General features: G+C 56.7%; 23 protein-coding genes. 11 read left to right on the top strand and 12 right to left on the bottom strand.

The features are described 5' to 3' along the window. Positions 1 to 15 precede the first annotated feature (15 nt). The 6 genes from JO972_RS11340 to kduI all read right to left on the bottom strand — a co-directional run bounded on the left by JO972_RS11340 (position 16) and on the right by kduI (position 5412). Entirely contained in the window at positions 16 to 753 is a 738-nt protein-coding gene (locus JO972_RS11340) for a PEP-CTERM sorting domain-containing protein (protein ID WP_309490166.1), read from the bottom strand. A gap of 149 nt (positions 754 to 902) precedes the next feature. After that, positions 903 to 1664, bottom strand: coding sequence for an SDR family oxidoreductase (locus tag JO972_RS11335; RefSeq protein ID WP_309490165.1), 762 nt, complete (start codon positions 1662 to 1664; stop codon positions 903 to 905). Positions 1665 to 1671: 7 nt separating this feature from the next. After that, positions 1672 to 2961 (bottom strand): TRAP transporter large permease, encoded by a 1290-nt coding sequence (locus JO972_RS11330; RefSeq protein WP_309490164.1) that lies wholly within the window; start codon positions 2959 to 2961, stop codon positions 1672 to 1674. A gap of 21 nt (positions 2962 to 2982) precedes the next feature. Next, positions 2983 to 3447: a TRAP transporter small permease gene (locus tag JO972_RS11325; RefSeq protein WP_309490163.1), complete on the bottom strand. Its 465-nt coding sequence runs from the start codon at positions 3445 to 3447 to the stop codon at positions 2983 to 2985. A 1-nt stretch (position 3448) separates the two neighbouring features. Then, positions 3449 to 4483, bottom strand: coding sequence for a TRAP transporter substrate-binding protein (locus JO972_RS11320; RefSeq protein ID WP_309490162.1), 1035 nt, complete (start codon positions 4481 to 4483; stop codon positions 3449 to 3451). Between the two features lie 98 nt (positions 4484 to 4581). Next, positions 4582 to 5412 carry a 5-dehydro-4-deoxy-D-glucuronate isomerase gene (kduI, locus tag JO972_RS11315; protein ID WP_309490161.1) on the bottom strand — a complete coding sequence of 277 codons (831 nt, stop codon included), beginning with the start codon at positions 5410 to 5412 and terminating at the stop codon, positions 4582 to 4584. A 175-nt stretch (positions 5413 to 5587) separates the two neighbouring features. Between kduI and eda the strand changes: the two genes are divergently transcribed. Further along, positions 5588 to 6244, top strand: a complete 657-nt coding sequence (gene eda / locus JO972_RS11310) for a bifunctional 4-hydroxy-2-oxoglutarate aldolase/2-dehydro-3-deoxy-phosphogluconate aldolase (RefSeq protein WP_309490160.1) — start codon at positions 5588 to 5590, stop codon at positions 6242 to 6244. Between the two features lie 3 nt (positions 6245 to 6247). Here the strand turns inward: eda and nusG are convergent, their stop codons facing one another. The 4 genes from nusG to JO972_RS11290 form a co-directional block, all read right to left on the bottom strand. Next, complete coding sequence (nusG, locus tag JO972_RS11305) at positions 6248 to 6808, bottom strand: transcription termination/antitermination protein NusG (RefSeq protein ID WP_309490159.1); 561 nt, start codon at positions 6806 to 6808, stop codon at positions 6248 to 6250. A gap of 29 nt (positions 6809 to 6837) precedes the next feature. Continuing rightward, positions 6838 to 7338, bottom strand: a complete 501-nt coding sequence (locus JO972_RS11300; RefSeq protein ID WP_309490158.1) for a GbsR/MarR family transcriptional regulator — start codon at positions 7336 to 7338, stop codon at positions 6838 to 6840. 128 nt (positions 7339 to 7466) lie between these two features. Beyond that, the gene (locus tag JO972_RS11295; protein WP_309490157.1) at positions 7467 to 7667 is read right to left on the bottom strand and encodes a hypothetical protein; all 201 of its coding nucleotides are present in this window, start codon (positions 7665 to 7667) and stop codon (positions 7467 to 7469) included. Between the two features lie 144 nt (positions 7668 to 7811). Then, positions 7812 to 9257: a glycoside hydrolase family 10-like protein gene (locus JO972_RS11290; RefSeq protein WP_309490156.1), complete on the bottom strand. Its 1446-nt coding sequence runs from the start codon at positions 9255 to 9257 to the stop codon at positions 7812 to 7814. A 551-nt stretch (positions 9258 to 9808) separates the two neighbouring features. On the opposite strand from JO972_RS11290, the gene JO972_RS11285 reads away from it, so the two are divergent. From JO972_RS11285 to JO972_RS11240, 10 genes are all read left to right on the top strand, one after another. After that, positions 9809 to 10471: a helix-turn-helix transcriptional regulator gene (locus tag JO972_RS11285; protein WP_309490155.1), complete on the top strand. Its 663-nt coding sequence runs from the start codon at positions 9809 to 9811 to the stop codon at positions 10469 to 10471. 159 nt (positions 10472 to 10630) lie between these two features. After that, positions 10631 to 11380, top strand: coding sequence for an SDR family NAD(P)-dependent oxidoreductase (locus JO972_RS11280; RefSeq protein WP_309490154.1), 750 nt, complete (start codon positions 10631 to 10633; stop codon positions 11378 to 11380). Positions 11381 to 11412: 32 nt separating this feature from the next. Beyond that, on the top strand, positions 11413 to 12276 hold the full coding sequence (locus tag JO972_RS11275; protein WP_309490153.1) for a fumarylacetoacetate hydrolase family protein: 864 nt from the start codon (positions 11413 to 11415) through the stop codon (positions 12274 to 12276). Then, the gene (locus tag JO972_RS11270; RefSeq protein WP_309490152.1) at positions 12273 to 13610 is read left to right on the top strand and encodes an enolase C-terminal domain-like protein; all 1338 of its coding nucleotides are present in this window, start codon (positions 12273 to 12275) and stop codon (positions 13608 to 13610) included. The genes JO972_RS11275 and JO972_RS11270 overlap by 4 nt, the downstream gene beginning before the upstream one ends. Before the next feature lie 12 nt (positions 13611 to 13622). Further along, on the top strand, positions 13623 to 15128 hold the full coding sequence (locus tag JO972_RS11265; protein WP_309490151.1) for an MFS transporter: 1506 nt from the start codon (positions 13623 to 13625) through the stop codon (positions 15126 to 15128). 21 nt (positions 15129 to 15149) lie between these two features. Then, complete coding sequence (locus tag JO972_RS11260) at positions 15150 to 15932, top strand: L-fucose dehydrogenase (protein WP_309490150.1); 783 nt, start codon at positions 15150 to 15152, stop codon at positions 15930 to 15932. Positions 15933 to 15995: 63 nt separating this feature from the next. Then, on the top strand, positions 15996 to 17114 hold the full coding sequence (locus JO972_RS11255; RefSeq protein WP_309490149.1) for an AraC family transcriptional regulator: 1119 nt from the start codon (positions 15996 to 15998) through the stop codon (positions 17112 to 17114). Positions 17115 to 17213: 99 nt separating this feature from the next. Continuing rightward, a complete protein-coding gene (locus JO972_RS11250; protein WP_309490148.1) occupies positions 17214 to 18293 on the top strand; it encodes a glycoside hydrolase family protein in 1080 nt (359 codons plus the stop codon). A 74-nt stretch (positions 18294 to 18367) separates the two neighbouring features. Continuing rightward, positions 18368 to 19129 (top strand): L-rhamnose mutarotase, encoded by a 762-nt coding sequence (locus JO972_RS11245; protein WP_309490147.1) that lies wholly within the window; start codon positions 18368 to 18370, stop codon positions 19127 to 19129. Beyond that, positions 19122 to 19952 carry an amidohydrolase family protein gene (locus tag JO972_RS11240; protein WP_309490146.1) on the top strand — a complete coding sequence of 277 codons (831 nt, stop codon included), beginning with the start codon at positions 19122 to 19124 and terminating at the stop codon, positions 19950 to 19952. Before JO972_RS11245 ends, JO972_RS11240 begins: the two co-directional genes overlap by 8 nt. A gap of 19 nt (positions 19953 to 19971) precedes the next feature. On the opposite strand, the gene JO972_RS11235 is transcribed toward JO972_RS11240, so the two are convergent. Together JO972_RS11235 and JO972_RS11230 are read right to left on the bottom strand one after the other, a co-directional pair. Continuing rightward, the gene (locus JO972_RS11235) at positions 19972 to 20964 is read right to left on the bottom strand and encodes a ThuA domain-containing protein (protein WP_309490145.1); all 993 of its coding nucleotides are present in this window, start codon (positions 20962 to 20964) and stop codon (positions 19972 to 19974) included. Between the two features lie 22 nt (positions 20965 to 20986). After that, positions 20987 to 21796: a protein-disulfide reductase DsbD domain-containing protein gene (locus JO972_RS11230; RefSeq protein ID WP_309490144.1), complete on the bottom strand. Its 810-nt coding sequence runs from the start codon at positions 21794 to 21796 to the stop codon at positions 20987 to 20989. Between the last annotated feature and the right edge of the window lie 9 nt (positions 21797 to 21805).

Raw genomic sequence — 21805 nt, 5'->3', positions numbered from 1 at the left:
ATGATGATTGAGTCATTATTTCCTACGCCGAACCATGAGAGCCAGTCCACCAAGTCCAAGAAGAGCCATGCTGCTGGCTTCAGGGACAGTGGTGATCATCCAAGTTCCAGCGCCCGCATATTGCGTATTCGCCCGGGTGCTGAGCTGGTCCATGTTTTGTAATTGGGTCGCGGAAATGTTCAGTGCGAGGTCGGTGATCAGTGCCGATTCGTTGACGCCACCCGGATCATAGATCAGGTCGGCAGTGCCAGTGATCACATCGTAATCGAGTCGTAAGCTGGCGGCGTTGCCATTGACCGTCGAGGCGAGGTTGTTGTCGTTGCCGTAACGCGTGCCATTGAAGTTGATGTAGAAGTCATCACTGTTGTTGTAATCGCCCCCGATCAGGAGCTGTGCACCACCAGCTGAAGGGGCCAAACCGGCTTCCCAAAACGAATCGACACGGGCATCAATTTGCATCGAGAACGATGTGACACCAGCGAGGTTATAAGAGAAATTAGCATCGTTGTCGCGCTTGATAGTGTCATCTCCACGGTTGTGGTTTCTCAGGTAAACCAAATCGGACTGGCTTTGTGTCTGCCAGTTTTCAATATCATCCCCTGTCCAGTTATCGCGATTGCCAGCGTCCGAGAAGAGCGTGCCGGACGGGCCTATTTCTATTTCCGCGCTGTAAACAACAGTTGTTGCGGCATGCACCGAACTGACCATGACCAGCGGCAGTGCCATACTTGTGAGTAAAAGGTATTTTTTCATAGGATTGATGGGTGTTAGGAGAATCCATCCAATCATCCCTGATACTTGGTAGAAGACCTTTCTTTGTGCGTAGGAAATCGAACCCCTGCATGGGGGTTTCATTACCCCCTAATCGTGGGGGCTTCATCGCGCAATTGAACTAACAGAATCTAACGGCCCATCCAGCCACCATCGACCACCAAGGTCTCCCCGCTGACGTAATTGGCGGCATCGGAGGCGAGGAAAACGATCGGGCCTTTGAAATCGGCGGCGTCTCCCCAGCGGCCGGCTGGGATGCGGCTGAGGATTTGCTCGGAGCGCACCGGGTCCTCGCGCAGCGCCTCGGTGTTGTCGGTGGCGATGTAGCCTGGAGCGATGGCGTTCACGTTGATGCCTTGACTGGCCCACTCGTTGGCGAAGGCCTTGGTCAGCTGGCCGATGCCGCCCTTCGAGGCAGCGTAGCCAGGCACGGTGATGCCACCTTGGAACGTCAGTAATGAGGCCGTGAAGATGACCTTACCGCTGCCGCGCTCAAGCATGCCCTTGCCAAACTCGCGGGTGATAATGAACTGGGAGTTGAGGTTCACCTCGATTACTTGGTCCCAGAATTCGTCGCTGTGTTCAGCGGCGGGTGCGCGCATGATGGTGCCGGCATTGTTGACGATGATGTCCGGGGTCCCGTGGTTCTTTTTCACCGCTTCAATGAAGGCGTAAAGCGATGCCCGATCTGAAAAGTCTGCCTGGTAGCCAGTGAAGTTTTTCCCGGTAGCTTGTACGGCCTTCTCAATCTTGCTGCCGGAGGTTTCTAGCGATGCGGAGACGCCGATGATGTCGGCTCCGGCTTCGGCAAGGCCTTCGGCCATAGCAAATCCAATGCCGCGTTTGCAGCCGGTGACGAGGGCGGTTTTTCCAGTGAGATCGAATGCTTTCATAAGGTGATTATTTAATCGAGTTAGGCAGCCAGAGCGACAGCGATGGCCAGAAGGTGATGACCATGAGCACGACGATCATGGCGATGTAAAAGGGAATCATCTCGCGCGAGACTCCGGCGATGCGGGTCTTGCCGACCGAGCAACCGACAAAGAGGCAGGTGCCCACGGGCGGCGTGCAGAGGCCGATCGAAAGGTTGGCAATCATCAGGATGCCGAAGTGGATCGGATCCATGCCCAGGCCGATGGCGACCGGCAGGAAGATCGGTGTGAAGATCAAAATCGCCGGGGTGATATCCATGAAGGTGCCCACCAGCAGCAGAACCACATTGATGATCAGCAGAATCAAGATCGGGTTCTCGGACAGCGCCAGCATGGTGGCGCTGACCATCTGCGGCACGCGCTCGGCGGTGAGCAGCTGGCTCATCGCGGAGCTGGTGGCGATCAGTAGCATCACCACGCCGGTGGTGCGCGCGGAGCGGGCGATCAGGGCGCCGAGCTCTTTGAGCGGGATTTCGCGATAGAAAACCACGGCTAACAAAAATGCCCAGACTACCGCAATGGCCGAGGCTTCGGTGGCGGTGAACCAGCCTTTGAAAATCCCTCCGATGACGATGACCACCAGCATCAGGCTCGGCAAGGCACTGACCAGAGAGGGCCACAACTTGGGGAAGGTGGCATCTGGAGCGGCTCCGTATCCTCTTTTCAATGAAACGATGACGCAGACGCCCATCAGTGCCAGGCCTAACAAAAGGCCGGGAAAAACGCCCGCGAGGAAGAGATCGGAAACCGAAATATTCGCAGCGACGACGGCGAACACGATCATCACATTACTCGGAGGAATCAGCAGCCCGGTGATGGAGCCGGAGGTGGTGACGGCAACGTTGAAGTCCTTGTCGTATCCCTTCTTGTTCATCTCGGGGATCAGGGTGTTACCAATGGAGGAAACGGCAGCCGCGGCGGAGCCAGAAATCGATCCGAAGAGCATGCAGCTCAGGGTGTTCACCATGGAAAGTCCGCCGGGAAGCCGACCGACGATGACCGAGGCGAAGTTGATCAGTCGGCGCGCCAATCCACCCGCGCCCATCAGGTCGCCCGCGAGGATGAAGAAGGGAATGGCCAGCAGGGCGAACTCATCCACGGCATTTGCCATGTCGCTGGAGATGGCTTCGGCCACGCCGTGGTTTCCTAATGCCAAAGCGGCCAAGGCGGTGGCGATACCGACCACAAAAGCCACGGGAACTTCCAGCAGCAGCAGGCTGATGAAGGCAACGATGAGAATGGCAAGGCCGAGCGTCATGAGTGGTGGGGGAGCTCCTTGTTAGGGGTTGGGGGTGGGTTTTTTGCCAAGGTAAAGGATGGCGGTGAGAAAGATCAGGCAGCCGGAGACCGGCACGGCGAAGTAGAACCAGGCCTTGCGAATACCGAGCGCGGGCAGCACCTGGGCCGATTCCCAACGGGCTTGAAACAGCTGGAATCCACCGATCACCATGACCAGCAGGGCAAAGAGTGCGATCAGCAGGTGGCTGAGTTTGGCGGTGAACTTGCGGGTGCCATCGTCGGTGTGGTTGACCAGGATATCGACGCCTAGGTGGGAGTGTTCGAGGTAGGCGAGCGCTCCGCCGAACATGACGGTCCATACTAACAGGAACTCAGCCAGCTCGGTGGTCCAGGCGATGCCGAGGCCGAGTCGGGCCGAGAGAATGCCTAACAACACAGCCAGCAGCAACACCACCAGACAGGCGGCGGAGATGCACTTGAGAGATTTGGTGAGCAGGGAGAGCATGCTATTGGGCGGACTCGATTTTTTCAGCGTAGGACTTCACTTCACCGGTGAGGAAGTCCTTGCGTGACGGGCCGGCGGCTTGTTGGAAGGCGGAGATATCGGCTTCGCGGATGCTGACGCCATTTTTCTTCATCTCCTCCACGGCAGCGTCTGATTGGGCCTGCCAGAGTTTGCGTTGGAAATGGGACGACTCGCGAGCGGCGGTGAGCACCCACTCGCGTTCCTGGTCGGTCAGGGTTTTCCACAGCGTGCTGCTGATGTTGAGCACATCGGGGATGCGGGAGTGGTGATCGAAAATGAAGTGCTTACAGACCTCGTAGTGGCGCTGGGCGACAAAGGTCGGGGGGTTGTTCTCCGCGCCGTTGATGTTGCCTCGTTGCAGGGCGGAGTAGATTTCTCCGCCGGGCATCGGCACCGGATTGGCACCCAGGGTGCTGGTCATGGCGATGGCAATCGGGTCTTTCATCACACGGATATTGAGCCCTTTGAGATCGGCGGGAGCTTTCACCTCGCCGACGGTGTAGAAGTTCCGGCTGCCGGCATCGTAGTAACACAGGCCGCGGATGCCGGAGGGGTTCTCGCCGTCGCGGGTTTCCAGTTCTTCCAGGAGATGGCTGCCAATTTCGCCGTCTAACACACTCCAGTAATGTTCACGATCGCGGAACAGGTAGGGCAGGCTGAAGACCTTCATGCGGGGCACGAAGTTGGCGATCGGTGCGGCGCTGGTCTTGGCGATATCCAGCGAGCCAGCTTGAAGTTTCTCGAGGTATTCCGTTTCGTCCCCAAGCTGTCCGTTCGGAAAGACATCGCACTTCATCCGGCCACCGGATAGGGCCTCGAGGCGTTGCGCGAAGTGCTCGATTCCGCGGTGCACCGGGTGGGAGACCGGCATGTTGTGCGCCACCTTGATGCTGCGCTCCTGAGTGACACCGCCACCACTTCCTCCGGTCAGCTGTTTCCTGCCGAGATAGGCAAAGAGCGCACTGGCGCTGAGCGCGCCGATCAGAATGCCGGTGAGGAGGTTGGCTTTTTTCATGAGGGGGTAGAGGGGTGGGGGCGCCGCTGGACGGCGCGGGTTTTCTGGGAGTCGGGTCCCAGGGAGAGGGGTTTTGAGTGCAGCTTGTTAGGCTGCCATTACTTGAGCGTGGAAAGCGGGAAGCCGTCCATGTCATCGAAGCGTTGGTTCTCGCCACCCATGCCCCAGACGAATGAGTAGGAGCCGGTGCCGGCGCCGCAGTGGATCGACCATGAAGGCGACAGCGCGATGTCTTTTTCCGACATCCACAGCACGCGGGTCTCGTCCGGATGTCCCATGAAGTGGGCGATGCGGTGGTCATTTTCCACATCGAAGTAGGCGTAGACCTCCGAGCGCCGATCGTGAGTGTGTGGCGGCATGGTATTCCAGATGCTGCCGGGCTGAAGAATGGTGAAACCCATGACGAGCTGGCAGGACTGGATGCCGTTCTCATGGATGTACTGATAGAGGTGGCGCTCGTTGGCCTCGGCTTTGGAACCGAGTTCCAGCTTGTTCGCATCCTCGATTTTGGCGTGGGCCGTTGGGTAATCCGTGTGCGCCGGGTAGCTGAGCAGATAGAACTGGGCTGGCTCGGCGGCATCGGCGCTGGTGAAGCTGATTTCCTTGCTGCCGCGACCGATGTAGAGGCACTCGGTGTGGCTGAGCTGGTAGCTTTCCCCATCCACGGTGATGCTGCCGGTGGCTCCAAGGTTGATCACCCCCAGCTCGCGGCGCTCGCAGAAATACTCGGCACGCAGGGCCTCTGCGGCACTGAGTGTCAGGGTGTCTAACGTGGGCACGGCCGAGCCGACGATGGCGCGATCGAGATCGGTGTAAACCAGCTGCAGCTGGCCTTCGGTGAAAAGATCCTGCAGCAAAAATCGATCGCGCAGGCCGGTGGTATCGAGAGACTTGTAGCTGATGTCGTCAGCGGTTCGGTGGTTGAGCATAATGAAATAAGTTAGAGCGGGTGATAGGAAAGGTGCAATGTTCTCAGATCATCATTGGACGGGAGGGGATGGGTGGTCAATGAGGAATCCTGATGTGGCGTTGGTATGTCACGCATAGTTGGATTTCAGCAGTTTTTCACTGGTTTACGTTAGGGCGCTTTTGCTAGAAGGCGCTATGTCAGAAAACCTCCCTACGCAGGCACAAGCGGATATTGTTTGTCAGATGAAAAGTCACCGACTGGTTCCGGTGATCGTGTTAGACCGAGCTGAAGAGGGCGCGCCCTTGGCTGAAGCCCTGGTCAGTGGTGGCCTGCCGGTGGCCGAGGTCACTATGCGCACGCCTGCCGCCCTGGATGCGATGCGGAACATTGCACAATTCCCCGACGTCCTACTCGGTGCCGGCACTGTCTTGCAGCCTGAGCAAGTGGACATGGCGGTGGACAGTGGTGCGAAATACATCATCTGCCCGGGGATGCACCGTGGGGTGATCGAGCGATGTCTCGAACTCGGAGTGCTCTGCATCCCGGGGGCGATTACTCCCTCCGACATTGCTTTGGCGATGGATTACGGGCTGGAACAGGTGAAGTTCTTCCCGGCTGAGGCCTTCGGTGGTGCCAAAACATTGAAAGCCATGGCGGCTCCGTATCAGGAGATGCGCTTTGTGCCGACAGGCGGGATTCACGCCGGCAATGTGGCCGATTATCTGGCCATTCCCAGTGTGGTTGCCTGTGGCGGATCTTGGATGGTCGATCGCAAACTGGTCAACGAAGGCAAGTTCGATGCTATCACCTCGCTGGTCAGCGAAGCGGTGAACTTGGTCAAGGGGATCTAAGTTCTAGTCCTCCGGCAGCGGCTTGCTGGGCAGGAGCAGGGAGAATAAATCGGCATCGACCAGTTGATCGCTACCGAGGAATTCAACTAGCAATTTTACCCGTTCTTGGGACGGTAACACCTCGACCACCTTGCCCTGGATCCCCTGCATGGCACCGTGGGCGATTTCCACTTCATCGCCTTCTTTGACGGTAGGCTGCAGGGTGAGCATGTCATTCCCCTCCTCGTCTTGCTCCTGCATTTGGCGCACTAGCTCGGCGACGAAGGTGGCTTTGATTTCCGGCACGTAGTCGCCGAACTTTAGCAGCTTCATCACTCCGGGGGTGTGCACGACGAGGCGCTCACTTTGTTTACGGGAGAAAAAGGCGAAAATATAGCCAGGGAACATGGCTTCAACCCACCAAATCTTCCCTCGGCGAGTGGCTTTGCGGTAGCGTAGACGGGGACAGAAAGACTCGATGCCCTCGAGCTGTTTCAGGCTTTTCGCGGCCAGATGTTCACGCTTGGTCTGGGTGCGCACGCAATACCAGGCTGGTGAGTCGTCGCTGTCTTGTATGTCGGCCATGTGTGTGGGGGCTGATTAGCACTGGATCACTATTCTCCCAAGAACTTTTGTAGGAGCGGGAGCACCAAATTGGCTTTTCCTGACCACCGTTCAAGGCGCTCGATCCGTTCGTCATAAAACGCGCGCAACTCGGGGTCCTCGATGTGCTGCGCCTCTGAGCGGATTTCCTTGAGCTTCTCCTTGCCACTGGTGAGATGCGGTCGGATTTGCTCGCGGATGAAACCACCCACCAGCTTTTTGAGTTCCACATCGGCTTCGAAATACGTTTTCCGATCGTCTTTGAAATCCACTTCGCGCACTGCTCCCAGAGTGCGAAGCATTTTCAGCCCTTGGCTGGCTGATCCCTTGCTGATGCCGAGTCGATCGACCAAGTCAATCATCGTCAAGGGGGTAGGTGAGGCGTAGAGCACGCCATAAATCTCGCCTACGGACTTGGGTAGCCCCAGAAGACGCACCGCATCTTGGAAAAAGGCAAGCAATCGATCGTCAATGATCCGGGTCTCGGAGGATGGGCAGTCGTTGGCGCTCATGACAAGCAGACTAGCTGTCTAAGCAGTTGAGTTCAATTTTTTTTGAACCTAGTGAGCACAAAAAAGACCGGCGTGGCCGGTCTGAAGATGCATTCCACTCGCTGGCGGAATTGTGAATGAAAGCGAGACTACTTCATGTGCGCCACTGGCAGTGGTGTCTTGAGGCTTTCGCTGGATGCTTTGACCGTGGCTTTCACGGCATCGCTCAGGGCCGGCTTCGCCGCTTGCTGCTGATCTGTGCTGATGGAGACCTCGGTGACAAAAGAGGCGCCGAGCCATGCAGCCAGAACCAATGAATTAACGACGATAACAAGGCGAATATTTTTCATGCTGTGTGTCCGGATTTGGGGAAGTTCCTTTGAACGACCCGCCAAAAATAGCATGGTAGAGCGGTTTCGGTAAAGCCTTATGTTTACAAAGTAAATGAAGTTTGATGTGACATTTGGCTGACAATTGGCCCTCGCGGTAACCTCTTAACGTGCAATCACGGAAGGGCGACTTGTATTGCCGTAGCGATCGACTGAACTCACCGCGATGGCGTCCGGGGAGCCCTTCAGAAGTAGCTGGGTCACAGCACCGGGCACCACTTTTACAGTGAACCAATTTCGGCCGTAGCGTGCCTGCACTGCATACTTGGCACTGCTTTTCACCGCGGTCCATCGCAGGTTGACGCCACCACGCGATGTCACTGCCTGCGCCTGTGGAGTCGGCGGCAGTGTCTTGCTCATCCACGGCATGGGAGGAACGAGGGCAGGGGTGGTGTAGGATTGCTTGGTGAGGAGGCTGGAAATGCCACCACGGTTCTGTTTGAGGCTTTTCATGCTCCAGTGGACGTGACCGGCGTAGTTCCGACCAATGGTTCTGGAGAGTTGCACCTGATTAACGATCTCGCTCGCGGGTCGGCCAGGGTCTTCGCTGCTGTTGATGCGCGAGGTGGCGATGCCTGGCCAGACTGGTCGACTGCTCTGTGCGCGCCACCAGTTGAGTAGGCGGCTGTAGCTTTGCGGGCCAGCGATGCGCCAGTAGAGTTGAGGCGACATATAATCGCACCAACCGTTGGCCAGCCACTTCCGAGAGTCGGCGGCTAGATGTTCGTAGGCATTGATGCTGGCAGTGGTGCCTGAGGGGACTCCTGGTTTCCAAATGCCAAAGGGACTGATGCCGACACGCACCCAGGGTTTGGTTTTTTTCACCGAGGTATACATGTCGCGGACGAAGGAATCGACATAGGACCGCCGCTGCGATGCGCTCTTGCCATCGGGGAACTGCTGTTTGGCCCGACCGTTTTTATCCACATCCGGATAAGGGTAGAAATAGTCGTCAATATGAATGCCATCGATGTCGTAGCGACGGGTGACATCGAGGATCACGGACAGTGCACGCTGGCGGGTGAAGGAGCTCGAGGGGTCCATCCACTTGTAGTTCTTGAACTTCCTGATCACTGAGGGATGGGTGCGGGCGACGTGTTTCGATGAGGTTGGCATCGACGCATTGGGGAGGGCGCGGAAGGGGTTGAACCAGGCGTGCACTTCGATCCCGCGTGCGTGGGCCTGGGCGATGCAGTAGGCTAGTGGATCGTAGCCGGGGGATCGGCCCATGGTGCCACTTAACCAAGGGCTCCATGGTTCGAGGCTCGAGCGGTAAAGTGCATCGGCATGAGGTCGGACTTGGAAAATGATCGCGTTGAGATTGAGTCGGGCCATTTGGTCGAGCATCGCACGGAGCTCTGCCTGTTGGCTGGATGCGGATAGACCTTGGCGACTTGGCCAATCGATATTGTAAACTGATGCCACCCAAGCGCCACGGAATTCACGTGTTACTAACGGCGGCGCTTCGCGGCTTGGGGCGTATTGCTGGGCCAATCCGGAGAGGGGAGTGGAAAAAATTGCTGTTAGGATGATCCACAGGCGCATTGTCATGAGCGTAAACCTCGGTGATGCCGATTTAGATGCAAGCTGAAAGCCAGAGAGAGATCGGATTTTTGAGATTGAATCATCAAGGGGATCCACCGATTATCGCTTGCCGTTAGAAAAAAGAGCTGTGTGATCGCCTGGTTCAGAAGAACCGAATCATTGTATTCTGATGTCACACACACATGAGAAACACACATGGCGACCACACAGCAAAGCGTTAAACACAAAGCGAAAATAACACGCTAACTGGGTGTTGCAACCCCCCTATCGAGGGGTATCTTTGAAGGAAAAGTAACTTTTTTTCTAACTTTATCGCTACCAATACTATGGTTAGCGTGTTAGATAGACCTTGCTTCTAGTAATATTCCAAAGTAATCTGTGCGTTCACTATGTTAGATACGAAAGGTAGTAACGGTAAATCATACCCGCCAGATCAATTGCGCGATCTATGGCATGAGGTGGCGTCATTCCCTGTGTGTCACACGGAGCTAGCGGTGCATACCTTTCTCACTAGGTTGAGTGAAATGGTTGGGGCTCATTCAGCCACGTGGTTGGCTTTGAAAAAGCAAGAGGCGTCACCCAAGAACATTCCCGCCGATTATCATGACCTTATTCACGAAGGGCTCAATGGTTGGATGTCGATCGCCGCGGTGTATACAAACAAGCAGAAAAACTTGAAAGCAGTCATGGACCGTTGGTTCGTGCGCGCGCAGCGTGAGGGGGCTGATGATTACACCCGTGCGATTTGCGCTAACAGTGGCAGCACTCGCGCTATTCTACGTCGCGATATTGTTAGTGATGAAGATTGGGAGAACGATTGGTTTCGTCGGGACTTTTTACATTACTTCGGTGTCAGCGATCGCTTGAGCAGCGTGGTTACGCTGAATGATGAGTGCGAGGCGTGTATATTTCTAGATCGTCCGTTAGATGCCGAGCCGTTCACCGAATCTGAAAAGAATCTCATCTACCTCGCCTCCGCCGGCACGGCTGAGCTGCACAAGCGAATGTTTCTTGAGCACGGGGCGATGGTGGCCAGTTCGCCACTGAGCAAACGCGAGCGCGAAACCTACCGCTACTTACTAACGGAGATGTCTGAAAGTCAGATCGCCGACCATATGAAACTCTCCGCCCATACCGTGCACGATTACGCACGGGGGCTGTACAAAAAATTCGGTGTCAAAGGTAGACTTGGGCTCATGGCACTGGTGCTGGGGCGGTGATGGACCGATGAAGAGGCTGCGACGGGGGAATGGGGAGAATTTTCGCTTTGGCTATCGAAACGAGTCCCGATACGCCGTGATCTCGTCCCAATTAGCTATGGATGCATGCTTTCTGCTCGCATTACGCTACCAGACTCATTAGCAACTTGCATTGATATCATGAAAACAGCCGTCATCACAGGAGCTGGATCTGGCATTGGCCAGGCCGTCGCACTACGTCTCGCAGAAGAAAAACACCACATTGTCATCCTCGACTTCGATACCGAAGCGGGTGGTAAAACCGCCGACACGATCAAGGCGGCCGGAGGGAGTGCGGAGTGCCTGGCTTGCGATGTTTCTAATACCGAGTCAGTTGCCAAGGCCTTTGAACAAATCTCGGAGGTCCATATCTTGGTCAACAATGCCGGCATCGCTGCGATCGGCAATGTCGAGACCTGCAGCCCGGAGGAGCTCGATAAAATTTACGGCGTGAATGTCAAAGGCATCTACCACTGTCTGCACTACGCCATTCCCAAAATGCTGTCCACTGGAGAGGGCGCAATTGTCAACCTGGCGTCGATTGCCTCCAAGGTGGGGATCCAGGACCGCTTTGCCTACTCGATGTCCAAGGGTGCAGCGCTGAGTATGACGCTTTCCGTTGCTCGCGATTATGTGGATAAAAACATCCGCTGCAACTGCGTCTGCCCGGCGCGGGTGCACACTCCCTTCGTCGATGGCTACTTGGAGAAAAACTACCCTGAAGACGAGCTCGCTGAAATGTTCAGCAAACTCAGCGAGTATCAACCGATCGGCCGCATGGGGAAACCCGAGGAGATTGCCGAGCTGATTGCCTTCCTGACCTCCGATAAAGCCGGCTTCATCACCGGGTCTGCCTACGACATCGACGGCGGCGTCACACTTCTTCGCTAAGCAAGACGACCAAGCACAACCATTGAAAAGACATGAAACTGATTCGATTTTATAAAAACGACACCCTGACACCTGGCATCATCTGCAAGGACTGCTCGAACACCGCTGTGGACTGCTCATCGTTCGGCGAGGACTGGAACGAGCAATTTTTTGAAACGGATGGTCTGTCGCGGCTGCATGATTTCCTGGTGGCCAAGCGCGAGGAATTGCCGGAATCCAAGCTCGATGAGGTGAAACTAGCCCCCGCGATTGCGCGTCCGTCGAAGATCGTCTGCATCGGCCTGAACTACGCCGCCCACGCCGCCGAATCCGGCATGGAGCCACCCACCGAGCCAGTGGTCTTTTTCAAAGCCACCACCGCCTGGGCCGGACCGAACGACGACGTGGTGATCCCGCGCAAGTCGGACAAAACCGACTGGGAAGTGGAGCTCGCTGTGGTCATCGGCAAGAAGGCCAAATACGTCTCCAAAGAAGACGCCCTCGATTACGTCGCCGGCTACGCGGTGCACAACGATTACTCGGAGCGCGAGTGGCAGTTGGAAAAGCTGGGCCAGTGGGTGAAGGGAAAATCAGCCGACACCTATGCTCCGTTCGGTCCTTACGTCGCCACCAAGGACGAGATTGAAAACCCGAACAACCTGGACCTCTGGCTCAGCTTGAACGGCAAGAAAATCCAGAACAGCAACACCTCCGATTTCATCTACAACGTCCAGCACGTGATCAGCTACCTCTCCGAGTTCATGACCCTGCTGCCGGGCGATGTGATCTCCACCGGCACTCCGGCAGGGGTGGGGCTCGGCTTTGATCCGCCGGTTTATCTTAAGGAAGGTGACGTCGTGGAACTCGGCATCGAAGGGCTCGGCACGCAGAAACAAACAGCGGTTAAAGAACAATGAAGATCACCTCCGCCAACGTCATCGATCTCCGTGTCCCTACCTCGGATGATCTCTTGGGGTCCGACCCCTTCCACACCGAGCCGGATTACTCCTCCGCGGTGCTACATTTGGAAACCGACAATGGTCTCCGCGGTGTTTCCGTGGTGTTCACCATCGGCGCCGGCACCGATTGGATTTGCCACGGGATTCAGGACCTGACGCAGCTCGTCATCGGATCGGACCTCGAGGATTTTACCACCTCACCGATCAAGCTCTACAAGCGCCTGATCGATCACCATCAGCTCCGCTGGCTGCACGATGGTGTGTTCCGCATGGCCTGCGGTGCCATTCTGAACGCCATGTGGGACCTTTGGGCGAAGCAGGAGGGCAAACCCCTGTGGAAACTGCTGGTCGATCTCGAGCCCGAGTTCATCGTCGATCACTGCATCGACTGGCGGAATATCAAAGACGCGCTGACTCCCGAGGAGGCGCTGGAAATTCTCCACAAGGCGAAGGCGAACAAGGCGACCCGCGAGCAGCAGATGTCGGAAATCGGTCCCAAAGCCTACTGCACAGCAGGCTGGCTGGGGCTGAGCAATGAGCAAATCATTGCAACCATCCAAAAGCTTCAGAAAACCGGCTTTGACACCTTCAAACTCAAGGTCGGCCAGAACCTCGAGGACGATGTCGCCCGGATTAAGTTCACCCGCGAGGCCATCGGTCCGGACCAAAACCTGATGGTCGATGCCAACCAGTATTGGGGCGTGGATGAGGCCAAGGAGCACATCCAACATTACCTGCCATACAACCTCAAATGGATCGAAGAACCCATCGCCCGCGACGATGTCTTAGGCTACGTGGAGCTCTCCGAAACCTTCAAAGACGCGTCCTTCAAAATGGCCTGCGGTGAGCAAGGTGCATCACCGGTGATCTTTAAGCAGCTGTTGAAATCCAAAGCCATCGGTTACTGCCAGATCGATGCGGTGAGGGTGGCCGGCGTCAATGACGTCATGGCCAATATCCTGATGGCGGCGAAGTATGACATCCCCGTCTGCCCGCACGGCGGCGGCATCGCCCTGTGCAACATGATCCAGCACTACGGCATGTGGGACCAGATCGCGGTCAGCGGTCACTCGGATACCCAGCTGGTGGAATACATCGATTTCCTCGCCGAGTGCGTGGAACATCCGGTCGCTACGAAGGACGGTCACTACGTCACCCCGAAGGCCCCCGGTTGGGGACTGGAGTTCCACAGCGATTTCCTTGCCGACCACACCTACCCGACTGGTAAAGTCTGGGCGAACCGTCCGCCTGAGAAGTGCGGAGCTCGATTTGAATCCCCCCCCAAACACTAAACCTACCTCACTATGGAAAAATCACCTGTTGTCTCAAAAAAATACCTCGTTCCGTTCATTCTGGTCACGATTCTGTTTCCACTCTGGGCCTTTGCGAACAACTTCACGGATCCCTTTGTCAAAGTCTTCAAGGACGTCTTCAACACCAGCAACGACAAAGCGGCCTGGGTGCAGATGGCCTTCTACGGGGGCTATGCCACCATGGCGATCCCTGCGGCCATTTTCATCAGGAAATTTTCCTACAAGGCGGGCATTCTCGTCGGTCTGCTGCTCTTCGCCGTTGGGGCGTTGATCACCATTCCGGCGGCACAGAGTGTGAACTTCACCCTGTTTATCATCGCCTTCTACATTCTGACCTTCGGCCTCGCATTCCTTGAGACCACTGCGAACCCGTTCATCCTGTCGATGGGCTCGGAAGAGACCGCCACACGCCGACTCAACCTCGCCCAGGCATTCAACCCGATTGGGGCCCTGGCTGGGGCCGGTGTGGCCGCTGCGGTGGTGCTGCCAAGCCTCGACATGGCGGCATTCAAACATGACGTCGGTAGCATTCAGGCCGAGCTGTCTCCTGCGGACAGCGCCGAGTCAGAGCATTACATCCTGCCCTTTCTGAAGCACACACCGAAGGAGAACCTCAACGATCCCAACGTCCGCAGCTACCTGGAGAACACCCCCGTGGAGGACCTCGGCAAGCTCACCGAGCAAACCATCACCGCCTATCAGAATGGCGACATCGCCACCTTCGACGGCAAGAGCTTCGTCGAGCTCCAGGAGCACGATCTCAGCCTCGCCTCCACCAGCTACACCATCCTCGGCATCACCGTGCTCGCAGTTTTTCTGATCTTCGTGTTCTACAAGGTGCCGGAGCAGCGTCATGAAAAAGGCGAAGCTCTGAATCTCGGCGCTACGGCGAAGCGGCTCTTTGCCAACCCCCGCTACCTCGGTGGCGTGGTGGCGCAGATCTTTTACGTCGGCGTGCAGATCATGGTCTGGACCTACATTTTCCACTACTGCGAGAATGAGCTCGGCATCGATAATGCTACTGCCGGCAAACACCAGATTGCTGCCCTCGTGCTGTTCCTCGGATTCCGTTTTGTCTGCACCTACTTCCTGAAATACATCTCACCCGGCAAGCTGCTCGCGCTCTTGTCGATCGGGGGAATCGCCACCACTCTCGGCGCGATCTATCTCAGCGGCATGGCCGGACTTTACTCGCTGATGGGCATTTCAGCCTGCATGTCACTGATGTTCCCCACCATCTACGGAATCGCCCTCGAGGGCGTGGGTGAGGATGCCAAGCTGGGCTCGGCCGGATTGATCTTCGCCATCGTCGGCGGCGCCTTCATGCCGAAACTGCAAGGCATGATGATCGATAGCGGCGATATGTTTGGTCTCACGGCCACCCGGGCTTCCTTCTACCTGCCGGTGCTTTGCTTTGTCATCATCGCGGTTTACGGTCTCGCGTTTCGTCGCCCCCGTCCCGTGATCCACGTCACCGAACCTGGCGAAGCGATCTAACATCAGCTATTCCTATTCACCATGGATCTTCACCTTACCGACCAAGTTGTCATCATCACCGGCGGCGCCAAGGGCATTGGCGCTGGCTGCACCGAAGCTTTTGCTGCCGAGGGCGCTATTCCTGTTATCGTCGGCCGCTCGCCGGATGTCGGCAGGCAGCTGATCGAGCAATGCGGTCGCGGCCATGTCATTGAGGCCGAACTGACCTCCGAGGAAGCTTGCCGGCTCGCGATTGAGGAAACCTTGGAGAAGTATGGTCGGCTTGATGGCATCGTGCACAATGCCGGCGTTAACGATGGCGTGTCGCTGTCACAAAGCCCCGCGGATTTCATGGCCTCGCTGCAGAAGAATATCTTCCATGTTTTCACGCTTACTCATTACGCGTTAGATGCCCTGATTGGGTCCAAGGGGTTCATCGTCAACATTTCTTCCAAGGTCGCCGATACCGGTCAGGGGGCCACCTCTGGCTACGCCGCGTCCAAGGGCGCAATGAATGCCCTGACTCGCGAGTGGGCGCTGGATTTGGCCAAGCACTCGATCCGGGTGAACAGCGTGGTGCCGGCGGAGGTGATGACTCCCCTCTATCAGAACTGGCTGGATACCCTCGACGATCCTGAAGCGGCGGTGCAAGACATCGAGTCGCGCATTCCCTTCGAGAACCGCATGACCACCTCCGAGGAAATTGCCAATACAGTGGTCTTCCTCGCCTCGGACCGTTCGGCCCATACCACCGGGCAGATTCTCTATCCGGACGGTGGCTACGTGCATCTCGATCGCTCTTACGGGGCTGTGGAAAAAGGTTAGGCCGGGAGATGGGATTGATCTTTCCCCCAGCATGCCATAGCGTGCGGGGGAACCCAGTCCGCTTTGCAAACTATTCGTCTCGCCCTAGCCCTCCGCCGCTCTTCCGCCGAGCGCTTCGTCACGGAGTTGGGAATCCACGACTATGCCCGGGAACATCCGGAAATCGAGATCATCTGCAAGGACGGCAGCCACTCGCTGTCGTGGGAAGATGCCCTTGCTTCAGAGCCGGACGCCCTGATCGGCTACTTCCACCAGCCTTGGCATATCGAGCGAGTCCGTGAGCGATCGCTACCTGCGGTCTGCATCAACAGCGTTTTCGACCACACCGAGACCTCCTGCGTGCGTGTCGATTCCTACGCGGTGGGAGTCATGGCCGCCGAGTATTTTCTGGAGTTAGGGTGCAAGGATTTCACCTACATCACGGATGTTTCCCAGCATTACTATTCCTGCCAGAGACAGGATGGATTTTGCGATCATTTGAAAAAGCATGGCCACCATGCCGAGTGCATTAGCTCGGAGTCGTTAGAGCCGGCGGCCCTGTGGCTGCAGAAAAAGATGTCGTCAGATCCTCTGTCCGGCGTGTTCTGCGTCAACGATCGTAATGCGCGGGCTTTATTGAACTTGTTAGAACCCGCCAATGCCAATTTGGAAGACTCCTTGGTGGTGTTGGGGGTCGATAACGATCCGTTTTACTACGAAAATGGCGCGGTGATCTTTTCCAGCATCGATGTGAACCATCGGCATGTCGGTTACCTTGCCGCCAAGACCCTGCATCAACGTTACCTGGATCATGCGCTGCCACCCAGCTGCACCGAGGTGCCTCCTCTGCAGCTGCACCAGCGCTACCAGCTGGCACGGAAGTTGCAAAACCAACATCCGGCGCTCGGATTGGTGTTCCAGAAGATCAACGCGGACTTTGCCGATGCCTCCCTGACCGCGGAAGTGGTGGCGAAACATTGCGGTCTCAGCGTGCGCTCGCTGAACCGGATTCTCAAAGACCACGGCCACGCGCCGCTGGCAGCCAACATTCTAGACGCTCGTGTGAGGGCGGCGAAGAAGCTGCTGGAGCGCTCGAATTTGACGCTCGAACAAATTGCCTACACCGTCGGTTTTAACGAATACACAACGTTTTACCGGTCATTCAAAAAGTCGATAGGAACGGCTCCCTCCGCATTCCGTTAGAATGACTGGTTCACTTGCCGATGGCGTCGGCGAGTTTTGAATGGCATTGGGCGTGACATCCCTTATCTTATTCGAACTTGCCTACCACGACAACGTCCCATGCTTAAATTACCATCCCTCATCTTACTGGCCTCATGTTTCTGCCAGATCGCCGTTGCGAAGGAAGCTCCGGCGACAAAGCCTGAGACGTTTTCGAAATCCTGGAACTACCGTGGAATTATTCTCAACGAGCCCGGTTGGGACCTGTGGGGGGCATCGCCCGTGATGGATGACGATGGCAAGGTGCACCTTTTCGTCGCCCGCTGGCCCGGTAAAATTCCGTTCAACAAAGGCTGGAGGTTCGATTGCGAAATCGCACGCTACATGGCGGATTCACCGGAAGGACCGTTCACCTATCAGGAGACAATCCTGAAACCTCAGCCAGACACGAAGCGCTGGGATCGACTCGGCCTCCACAACCCGAACATCCAGCGCCTGTCCGATGGTCGTTATGTGCTGAGCTATATCGGGCGTCCTGCTAGAAAAGGGCAACCTGGTAACCAGCGCATCGGTATGGTGATTGCGGATTCGCTGAAAGGGCCTTGGAAACCTGTCAACGGATCGTTTAAGAAACCGCTACTCGATATCCCCTCCGACGATTCTGTGTGGTGCTATAAGCCAAGTAATGGAGTTTGTAATCCGGCTTTGTTAGAGATGCCTAACGGAAAGTTTCACCTCTATTTCAAGTCGAGCGATGGCAAAAGGTCGGTCATGGGTGTTGCCATTGCCGATCAGGTGGAGGGGCCTTATGTGTTTCACCCCGACCCGATCACCAAAAATAATGCCACCATCGAGGACGGTTATGCCTTCCACTGGAACGGCGAGGTTTGCTTTGTCACCACGGATAATCACGGAATGATCGAAAAAGGGGGCGGCCTGCTGTGGCGCTCCAAGGATGGCATCACGTTCAATCCGAAACCCCAACAGGCATTTCCACGCTTTGAGACCGCCTACCTCAAGGGGACGGATCGCAAGAAATTTAAAGTGCATTACTCGAACCGCGTCAAATTTGAACGCCCTCAGATCCTACTCGTCAATGGCCAGCCTCGCTACATGTATGTCCCCTGTGGGGTCGCCACCGATGGTTCGGACGGCACCAATGTGCATCTCTTGGAAATTTCACCCGAAGGTGAAAAATAGACCGTCTACGCAGGGGGCTCGGTCCATGCGAGTGAGCCGCCTCACGTTCCCATTACCCCCCACCTATTCAAGCAATGACCACCCAAGTCCCTCTGAGTCAGCAGCACCCGGTAGCCTGGTGTGCACTACTGCGCGATCGCTCTGGGGCTGCTGCCGCCGTGAAGTGCCTGGGCGAGCAATCATCGGCCTTGGGCGACGCGGGGATCTTGAATCTGCAATTTTTCTGTGAAGAAATCGAGGGCTCCGAGGTGGTCGTGGCGATCATGGATGTGAAAGATGCAGACAGCGCTGCGATGGCGGAATCGTGCTGGCAAGCACTCGCAGAGTCCCCCCGGTTCAAGCCGGTTTTCGATCGCTTGCAGCCATGCCTGCTGCCGCATCCACGCCACGCAGGCGGTGAGCAATCGCCCTGGGTGCGTGCCGAGACGATCTGCCGGATCCGCCCCGCCGTGTGCGCTGGGATGACTCCGGAGGGGGCGTCCTGGCATGCTGCGGTCACCGGTCTGAGGAAGGAAAAGGAAGCCGAATACCGCCTGCTGCATGATAACGTTTGGCCGGGTGTGGTCGAGGCGATTGGGCGTTCGCAGATCCGCCGTTTCGATATTTTTCTCATCGAGTTGGGCGACCCGGAAAAGAATCAACCGTATCTTTTTTACCGCTTTCAATACAGCGGCGACGATTTTGATAAAGACATGGCCATGCAAGCGGCCAGTCCCGTCAATCAACGCTGGTGGACATTCACCGATCCCTGTCAGATCCCTCTGCCGCAAGCCGCCGCGAAGGGGCATGTCTGGTTGGGCATGATCCCTCTCGAAACCGACACACCCGATGACTAAGCTAATCGACTCCCATCACCACCTTTGGACCTTCAACGAAGCTGAGTTCTCCTGGCTGGAAACCTCTTTGCAGAAAAGTTTCCTAGCAGAAGATCTGGAATCTACCTTGGCCGATACCGGCGTGACTCAAAGTATCGCGGTGCAGGCGCGTTGCAGTCTGGAGGAGAACGATTTTCTCATCGCCCAGGCGGCCGAAACCGATCTGATCTGTGGTATCGTTGGCTGGGCCGATCTGCGCTCTGATGATGTGTCAGAGGTTCTCGATCGACTCGCCGCGCAACCATTGATGAAGGGAATCCGTGAAATCACCCAAGGTGCGGCAGATGAGGAGTTTTTGGCGAACGACGCCTTCGATCGCGGTGTCGACCTCTTGGCAGCGCGCGGATTGAGTTACGATCTGTTGATTTTTGAAGACCAGTTAGACGTGGCCGACGCCTTTGTGGGTCGACACGAAAACCTGCCGATCGTGCTCGACCACTGTGCCAAACCCTCCGTGCGTGCTGATGTTTTCCCTGAGGCTTGGGCGAAGGGGATTCGACAAATTGCCCAGCATGAAAACCTCTGCTGCAAGCTCTCCGGTCTGGTCACCGAGGTGCGTGACGGGTCGGCGTGCAAGGCCGAGTTGTTTCAGCCTTACTTCGACACCGTGCTGGAAGCCTTCGGGCCAGAGCGGATCATGTTCGGATCCGATTGGCCGGTATCGCTGGGTGCCACGCCATACGCCAGCTGGCTGGAGACTGTGCTCAGCCTCACCAGCTCACTAAGTGAGCCGGAACAGGAGATGATTTTCAGAGGCTCGGCAGAGCGCTTCTACCGAGTCTAACGGGTCACTGTGTAATGCCTTACTTTTTAGGCATGATCGGGCTGTCGAAGTCGGCGAGGTCCGACGGTTTCACGCCTTTGACGTGGCCGGCCTGGCGGAATGTGGATGGCTTGTAATCTCCGACGAAACTGACATCGGCATCGGCTTTGATTTCCTTTTCCAGTCCGGCCGCCCAGAAGATGCCGTTGATGGCCATGCGACGGTAGTTATCGTCTAATAAATCTTCCGATGCCCCTTGGGTCGAGTGGAAGACGCGGCCTTGGGTGCCATTTTTACCGGTGTAGTGACGTGTCCATGTGCAGGGGACGGGTGGTTTTTTGGCATCGAGTTTGGCGTCTTTTTTCATCGAGACCATCGGCTGGGAGTTGGCCAGCACGGTGAAGCCTTCACGCGCCACACCATTGTATCCACCTGCGTGACAGAAAGCGCCGTCCTTCACTCCGCGCAGGATCGGGTGTTCTTGCTGTGAGGGGATCAGCTGGATGCGGGTTCCTTGTTTGTGGTTCTTGCCGTAGTGGCCGACCCAGGTGTTTCCGAGCACTTGGTGACCGAATCCCTTTTCGTAGTCGGCGCCTTTGTAGTTGTAGCTGTAGCGCGCGTAGGTGGCGTCTGCTGGGATCTTGAAGGCATGGGAGGAGGTGCGGAACCCGACCACCGGGCCGCCGCGGTCGACATAATCGACGATGTGTTTCATCTGCTCATCGGGGAGATTGAGGAAGCGGGTGAAGATGACCATCAGGTCGGCTTCTTGCAGGGCTTCCAGGCCTTGGATGTTGGATGCTCCCGCTGTGATTTCTCCCTGTTCATTGACACCAAAAAGCACGGTGCATTTGAAGCCGTGGTGCTTGGCGAGGATGCGGGCTAAGGCTGGGCAGGATTCTTCGGCGCGGTATTCGTGGTCCGAGGTGACAAAGACGATGTGCTTGCCTTTTCCTGGACCCTCGGTCCCTTGGTAGGTGATTTGGGCGGTGGCAGACATGATGCTGAGGGCGAGTAGAATGAGATATTTCATGATGAGTTCGAAGGGGTGGGGTTTAGGGGGAGTATTTCGGGTGAATGAGGATGTGGTGCGTGCCGACCTTGAGGACGGCACTGAGCTGTTTGGGGTTCTTGGGGGAAAAGGCACTGCGCTCGGTGGTCAGCAACCATGAGCCGTCGGCACGACGCGTGAAGGTTTGCTTTTTATCGGATGAGATCTGGCCGTCACAGGAAAAAAGGTAGGCCTCGCTGAGATCGGCATCATGCGGGGTGTTGATTTGGATTCGGACCACGGGCTCGTTCGGCCCGCTCAGCACTGCGCCGGACCAGGCTTTTGAGCTTTGCGGGATTTCCTGTTGTGCCTGGGCGATCACCTTGGCCGCGGCAGGATCTGGGGTGGGTGAGTCGGAAACTTTGAGATCGAGCGTCAAGGTTTGGGCTCCCGGGCTGCACTGGTCGGCGCAGCACATCCAGCGCGTCGCGGCCTGCAGTGAGACCGTCCGACTGGCGATCTCCTTGGGCGGGGTGATGGTCACTAGCAGGGTGACATCGCGCTCGTAGCCGTGGCACGGGTGCTGGGCCATTTTTGTCAGTTCCGGATACGGCCAGCGGATCTCCGAGGCGGTGAATCCGGCTGGCAGTGTCCAGTCGATTGCGGTCGCCATTCCGACGATGCCCGGGTTTTTCCAGTAGGTGTGGAACCCTGCGTCATGCTCGATATGCAGACCCACCGTGAACGGCTCACCGGGCACCACGGTGGTGGTTTCCGAGATCAGGGCGATCTCGAGACCTTTCGCTGCTTCGGCCTGGACAGTGACGGTGGCCAGGGCGAGGCAGAGGCTGGCGAGTTGGATTTTCGGGGGCAACGTGGGTTG

The organism is Oceaniferula flava (assembly GCF_016811075.1).
In the GTDB taxonomy this organism is placed as follows: Bacteria; Verrucomicrobiota; Verrucomicrobiia; order Verrucomicrobiales; family Akkermansiaceae; genus Oceaniferula; species Oceaniferula flava.
Note: the sequence above shows the minus strand (reverse complement) of the source record. Positions and strands in the feature narration are given on the sequence as shown.